We start from the raw sequence: 6420 nt of genomic DNA on the forward strand, positions 1-6420 counted from the left end.
GGACTTTTGTCCCAGCCTTATTTTCCTAAAAATTGTATCAATCTTAATTTGAAAATTTACGATGAAAAATAAAAGACTGGGCAAACGTGTGTCCAGCCTTTGAAAATTGAGAGAAGAAACTATATAGCAAGGGATTAGATGCTGTTACCGGAATGAAGACTAACCGGCAAGAAATAGCCTGTCGTTGCAACGGTTTGGCCGTCGATTTTTTGAAGCAAGAGGTCTACTGTCAAGACTGCGATCTCTTTGATCGGTTGTTGGATGGTTGTAAGCTCTGGAATATAGGTTTGGACGAACTGGGTGCCATCATAACCAATCACTTTAAGCTGTTGAGGAACTGGAATTTCCAGCTCTTTAGCGACTTTCATAATTAAGATAGCTGTCAAATCATCCGAAGCAAAAATTGCATCGGGTTTTTGCTGGCTAAGAATCTGTTTGATTTCCATTTCCTTGCGAATGGGTGAAAAATCACTGGAAACATTAATGATAGAAGCGTTTGGCAAGACTGAAGCAAAACCTGCATGGCGAAGACCTGTTGGGGAGTTGGAATTGTCATTTCCTGTGATCATGATGATGTTTTGAGCCCCAGTCTTGACGAGGGTTTCAGCTGCGAGGATCCCTCCAGCATAGTTGTCTGAGGATACGACTGGAATCTCAGGAGAAAGGTTACGGTCAAAGGCAATGATCGGAGCCGTTACACGATTGTAATCCTCAATTCCAAGATTGTGACTTCCTGAAATGATACCATCCACCTGGTTGGCCTCCAACATCTCAATATATTCTCGTTCTTTTTCGGAATCATGCTCACTATTACAAATAATGGTCTTGTAGCCATGCTTGAAGAGTTGGTGTTCTAGGTGATCAATCAACTCTGCATAGAAAACATTGCTGATATTGGGAAAGATCAAACCAACTAATTTGGCTGATTTTCCTTGCAGGCTACGAGCAACTGTATTGGGCTTGTAGCCCAACTCTCGCATGGCATCTTGGACCTTTTGGATGGTCTTTTCAGACAGGTAGCCTTTTTTATTGATGACCCGAGAAACAGTTGTCGGGCTGACGCCAGCAAGTTTGGCGACATCAGTTAGCTTTGCGACCATAATCAAGTTCGTAGTAGCTTCCAGTAGGGTTTCCAGCTTTGATCAAGATACCAGTTTGATCTGCATGTGGGTAGACCCGACCAGAAAATACTTTTTCTCCTTTGTTGATAAAGATTTCAAAAATCGAATTGTCGATAAAAATAGTAGCAGTTGTGGCTTGGTTATCGATTGGGCAGCTACGGCTGGTTCCAAATTCTTGAGCATATTGCTCACCTGCTTGGCTACGGTCCACTGTGACCAATCCATTTGCAAGGTCAAATGAGAGAGCTAACCCTTTCCCTTCTTGATCGGCGAAGAGGACGATTTCATTTTGGCTATCTTTTTCAAACTGCAGTTCCAGTTCATAGCAGTTTTGGGTTTGTGCCTTGTTGGCAAATGACTCACGCTCAGCGCGCAGGTCTTTGATGGCTTCAACTGGATATTGGTAGAGCTTTCCGTCTTTGATGGTTAATTCTTTGACTAGTGAAAGAGCTCCTTGATAGTCATAGGAATCCGTTGGATAAGAAATATCAGGAAGAGCTAGCCAGCTGACAACATAGGCCCGTCCATCTGGAGCGTTGAATCCTTGAGTTGCATAGGCTTCAAAACCATAGTCTAGGTTGTGCAATTCAGATACATCAACCAGCTTGGCTTGTTCTGGATCAAAACTCTCCCCGATCTTGTACATGTTCGGATAGATGTTATCGTAATCGAGGACCGATTTATCCAAGCCTTGTGGACAATAAAGAAGGACAGGTTGGTCTCCAACAAAGACAAGGTTAGGACATTCCATCATATAAGCTGTTCGGTCATTTGCAAAATCCAAGTCACCGACTTCAACCCAGTTGGTATAGTCGTTATCAACAGCCTTATAGAGACGGATGAATCCTTTCTTCTCAAGGTCTTGGCCACCAACGATAGCGTAGTATTGATCTTTAAAATTAAAAATCTGTGGGTCACGGAAGTGATCAGTCGAATCAGCCGGTTGGTCAATCAAGATTTTGTCAATTTTTTCGATCTTTCCTTCTTTATCCATCAACGCTCCGACTTGGTAGGGATGGCGGACCCATTCTGCATCACGAACATTTCCAGTATAGAATAAGAAAAGTTTATCACCAAACTGCATGGCAGATCCGGAATAAGCTCCGTGGCTATCGAGTCTTGTATCTGGAAGAAGCGTTACACCGGTTTCTTTAAAATGAACCAAGTCTTCACTTTCTGTTTGAACCCATGACTTTAACCCATGGGCTGCCCCAAATGGGAAGTTTTGGTAAAACAAAATCCACTTTCCATCAAAGTAAGAAAAACCGTTTGGGTCATTTAGGAGACCAGACTTTGGCTCTACATGATAGTGTGTATGCCAAGGAGATGTAGCCATATTCTTAGAGACAGCTTGCTTTTCTTCTTCTGTCCAGTCTTCATAGCGTCGATAACGCCGTTCCGTTGTCCATTCCATTTCGTTCCTCCAATTTTTTTCTTACTTCCATAGTACCGATTTCTAATCAAAAAAGCAAGTAATAAATGAAAAAAATAGCAGAAAATGTCAAACGATTGACAGATGTTTTTAAACTTTTTTAAATTAGGAAAAATTGAAAATAAATGAAAAAATGAAATTTTTTGAAAATGGAGTGCTTTTAAAACAAGGAAAAATAAGAATTTTAAAGAGATTCCAACTTTGTAAGTTTTTTCAGTGTTATATAAAGGCATAGAATGACCAAAAAAGTTACAAAAAATTCTGCAAAACGGTTGACATATTCCAAATACATGGTACAATAAAAAGCGTAGAGACGGTTGAACCGTTTACATTACAAAAAATAAGGAGATTTTTGCAAAATGTCAAATACAGAAATTGCAAAGCAGGTCATCGATGCAATCGGTGGGGTTGAGAACGTTAGCAGTGTTGCTCACTGTGCGACTCGTCTTCGCGTGATGGTAAAAGATGAATCAAAAATCAACAAAGATGTTGTTGAGAATATTGAAAAAGTACAAGGTGCTTTCTTTAATTCAGGTCAATACCAAATCATCTTTGGTACTGGTACTGTAAACAAGATCTACGATGAAGTAGTAGCTCTTGGCTTGCCAACATCGTCGAAAGATGAAATGAAAGCAGAAGCTGCCAAGCAAGGGAACTGGTTCCAACGTGCTATCCGCACTTTTGGGGACGTGTTTGTTCCAATTTTACCAGCGATCGTTGCGACAGGTCTTTTTATGGGGATTCGTGGTGCGATTGCACAAGACCAAGTATTGGCTTTGTTTGGTACGACAGCAGACGCATTTAAATCTACTGATTTTTATACCTATTCAACAATTTTAACTGATACCGCGTTTGCTTTCTTCCCAGCCCTGATTTCATGGTCTGCGTTCCGAGTATTCGGAGGAAATCCTGTTCTTGGGATTGTAATTGGTTTAATGATGGTTAGTCCGACTCTTCCAAATGCATGGGTTGTAGCGGAAGATCCTTCTAAAGCAGCAACATACTTTGGTATCTTCCATCATGTGGTTGGATTCCAGAACTCTGTTCTTCCTGCATTCTTCGTTGGTCTAATTGGTGCGAAACTTGAAAAATGGCTCCATAAGAAAATTCCAGATGTCTTAGATTTGTTATTGGTTCCATTATTCACATTGACAATCATGTCATTTCTCGCTTTGTTTATTATTGGTCCATTCTTCCACAGCATTGAGGAATATGTACTGAATGCAACTAAGTTTATTTTAAATTTACCATTTGGACTTGCAGGTCTTCTTATCGGTGGCGTTCATCAGTTGATTGTCGTTACTGGTGTCCACCATATTTTTAATCTTCTTGAATCACAATTAATTACTGCAGATAAAAAAGATCCATTTAATGCAATTATTACAGCAGCTATGACTGCACAAGCTGGGGCTACTTTAGCAGTGGCAGTGAAATCTAAATCTCAAAAAGTGAAAGCTTTAGCATTTCCTGCAACTATTTCTGCCTTGTTAGGTATTACTGAGCCTGCAATCTTTGGTGTAAACTTGCGTTATGTGAAACCATTCGTTATTGCTTTGGGAGCAGGTGCTATAGGTGGTTGGATTGCATCTATGTTAAATCTTGCTGGTACAGGATTTGGTATTACAATTATTCCAGGGACGCTTCTCTATCTAAATGGTCAATTATTCAAATATGTATTTATGGTTGTATTTACAACTGCACTAAGTTTCGGTTTGACTTATATGTTTGGTTATGAAGATGAAGCTCCTGTGGTTGCTTCTGAAAACGCGACAACTGAACGTCTGGTTGAAGAAGAAAAAACTGGTAACATTCCTGCAACTCTTCAAGATGAAACGATTATCTCTCCTATCGTTGGTACTGCTGTAGCACTTGCTGATGTGAATGATCCTGTCTTTTCAAGTGGAGCAATGGGACAAGGGATTGCCATCAAACCAACTGAAGGTGTTGTATATGCTCCGGCAGATGCTGAAGTAACCATTGCTTTCGCAACTGGGCATGCCTATGGTTTGAAGACAGCTAATGGTGCTGAAATCTTGATCCACGTCGGAATTGATACAGTATCAATGAATGGTGAAGGATTTGACCAAAAAGTTGCTCAAGGCGATAAAGTCAAAGCTGGCGATGTTCTTGGAACATTTGATTCTGAAAAAATTGCAGCAGCAGGTCTTGAAGACACTACTATGGTGATTGTGACCAACACTGCTGACTTCGCATCGGTAACTCCGGTAGCAACTGGAATTGTCGCTAAAGGGGATGCAATTATCGAAGTGAAAGCTTAATAGGATTTAGAATAACTCAAGGACTGGTCCAATCTTCTCCAGTCCTTGAATTTTAGCCGTCTAAGCAGGAAGTTTTTCTTAAAAAGAAGAGAAGAAACTGCTAAAAGTATGTTATAATGAGCACAATAAATCTGGAAAGAACAGAAAGGAGACAAGATGACAACATTATACGGAAGTTTGGAAGCTGGTGGGACAAAATTTGTTTGTGCAGTTGGTGATGAAAACTACAATGTGCTTGAAAAAGTGCAATTTCCTACCACAACACCTATCGAAACCTTGGATAAGACGATTGCATTTTTCTCGAAATTTGATCAATTGGCAGGTCTTGCAGTTGGATCATTCGGTCCGATTGATATTGATCCAAATTCGAAAACGTATGGGTTTATTACCACGACTCCAAAGCCTCACTGGGCAAATGTGGATCTTGTAGGTGCGCTTCGTCGAGCTTTGAATGTCCCTATTTACTTTACAACGGATGTGAATAGTTCGGCATATGGAGAAGTAGTTGCACGCAACAATGCGGGTGGTCGGGTCGAAAACCTTGTCTACTACACGATTGGTACAGGAATTGGTGCAGGTGTGATTCAGCGTGGTGAATTCATTGGTGGTACTGGACATCCTGAGATGGGGCATTATTATGTAGCTCAGCACCCGATGGATCAAGAAAAAGGGTTCAAGGGAGTTTGCCCCTTCCATAATGGCTGTTTGGAGGGCTTTGCGGCTGGGCCAAGTCTCGAAGCTCGTACAGGCATTCGTGGGGAAAATATTGAACTCAATAGCAATGTCTGGGATATTCAGGCCTATTATATCGCGCAAGCAGCGGTTCAAGCTACTGTTACCTTCCGACCAGATGTGATCGTTTTTGGGGGTGGTGTGATGGCCCAACAACATATGTTAGACCGTGTTCGTGCGAAATTTACTACTCTTTTAAATGGCTATCTTCCAGTACCGGATGTGAAAGAATACATTGTGACACCTGCTGTTGCTGGCAATGGGTCTGCGACCTTGGGGAACTTTGTTCTTGCAAAAGAAGTGAGCGAGAAGCTTAAAAAATAAGAAGCAATTGTCTCTTAGAGGCTAGAAACAAGAGCGAGACCGAGACTGATTTGTCTCGGTTTCTTTCGTCTATCTAAAAAGAAGAGAGGGAAGGAATGAAAAAGAATATTGTAAAGGATGTCTTATTTTTGGGTCAAAAGTCAGAAGAAGCGACACCTGAGGATCGCACCTTGGCTTTGGATTTGCAGGACACCTTAAATGCTCATCTCCTTGAGTGTGTGGGTTTGGCGGCCAATATGATCGGAGTGAAAAAGCGGGCGATTATCATTCGAATGGGAAATGAAAATCTGGTCATGTTTAATCCTGTTCTCCTTGAAAAGAAAAAGCCTTATCAAACGGAAGAAGGGTGCTTATCTCTAGTGGGGAGTCGGTCAACAACTCGTTATGAGGAGATGACAGTGGCCTATCGAGATGTGAATTGGAAAGCAAAAACGATTCATTTGTCAGGTTTTCCTGCTCAGATCTGTCAGCATGAAATAGATCATTTAGAAGGCATTATTATCTAAAAGTGGACAGAGGCTGGGACAAAAGT

5 protein-coding genes are annotated in these 6420 nt (G+C 41.1%); 3 read left to right on the plus strand and 2 right to left on the minus strand.

Annotated features, from left to right (window positions below):
- Positions 1–134: 134 nt before the first annotated feature.
- Together BTU61_RS04260 and BTU61_RS04265 are read right to left on the minus strand one after the other, a co-directional pair.
- Positions 135–1100, minus strand: coding sequence for a LacI family DNA-binding transcriptional regulator (locus BTU61_RS04260; RefSeq protein WP_187540097.1), 966 nt, complete (start codon positions 1098–1100; stop codon positions 135–137).
- Positions 1081–2535, minus strand: a complete 1455-nt coding sequence (locus tag BTU61_RS04265; RefSeq protein ID WP_200772463.1) for a sucrose-6-phosphate hydrolase — start codon at positions 2533–2535, stop codon at positions 1081–1083. The genes BTU61_RS04260 and BTU61_RS04265 overlap by 20 nt, the downstream gene beginning before the upstream one ends.
- A gap of 377 nt (positions 2536–2912) precedes the next feature.
- Here BTU61_RS04265 and BTU61_RS04270 point away from each other — a divergent pair, with 377 nt between their 5' ends.
- From BTU61_RS04270 to BTU61_RS04280, 3 genes are all read left to right on the plus strand, one after another.
- Positions 2913–4832: a sucrose-specific PTS transporter subunit IIBC gene (locus BTU61_RS04270; RefSeq protein WP_200772464.1), complete on the plus strand. Its 1920-nt coding sequence runs from the start codon at positions 2913–2915 to the stop codon at positions 4830–4832.
- A gap of 156 nt (positions 4833–4988) precedes the next feature.
- The gene (gene scrK / locus BTU61_RS04275) at positions 4989–5888 is read left to right on the plus strand and encodes a fructokinase ScrK (protein ID WP_200772465.1); all 900 of its coding nucleotides are present in this window, start codon (positions 4989–4991) and stop codon (positions 5886–5888) included.
- A 95-nt stretch (positions 5889–5983) separates the two neighbouring features.
- Entirely contained in the window at positions 5984–6394 is a 411-nt protein-coding gene (locus BTU61_RS04280) for a peptide deformylase (RefSeq protein ID WP_200772466.1), read from the plus strand.
- Positions 6395–6420: the final 26 nt, after the last annotated feature.

It is taken from the genome of Streptococcus lactarius (genome assembly GCF_016642265.1).
Lineage (GTDB): Bacteria > Bacillota > Bacilli > Lactobacillales > Streptococcaceae > Streptococcus > Streptococcus lactarius.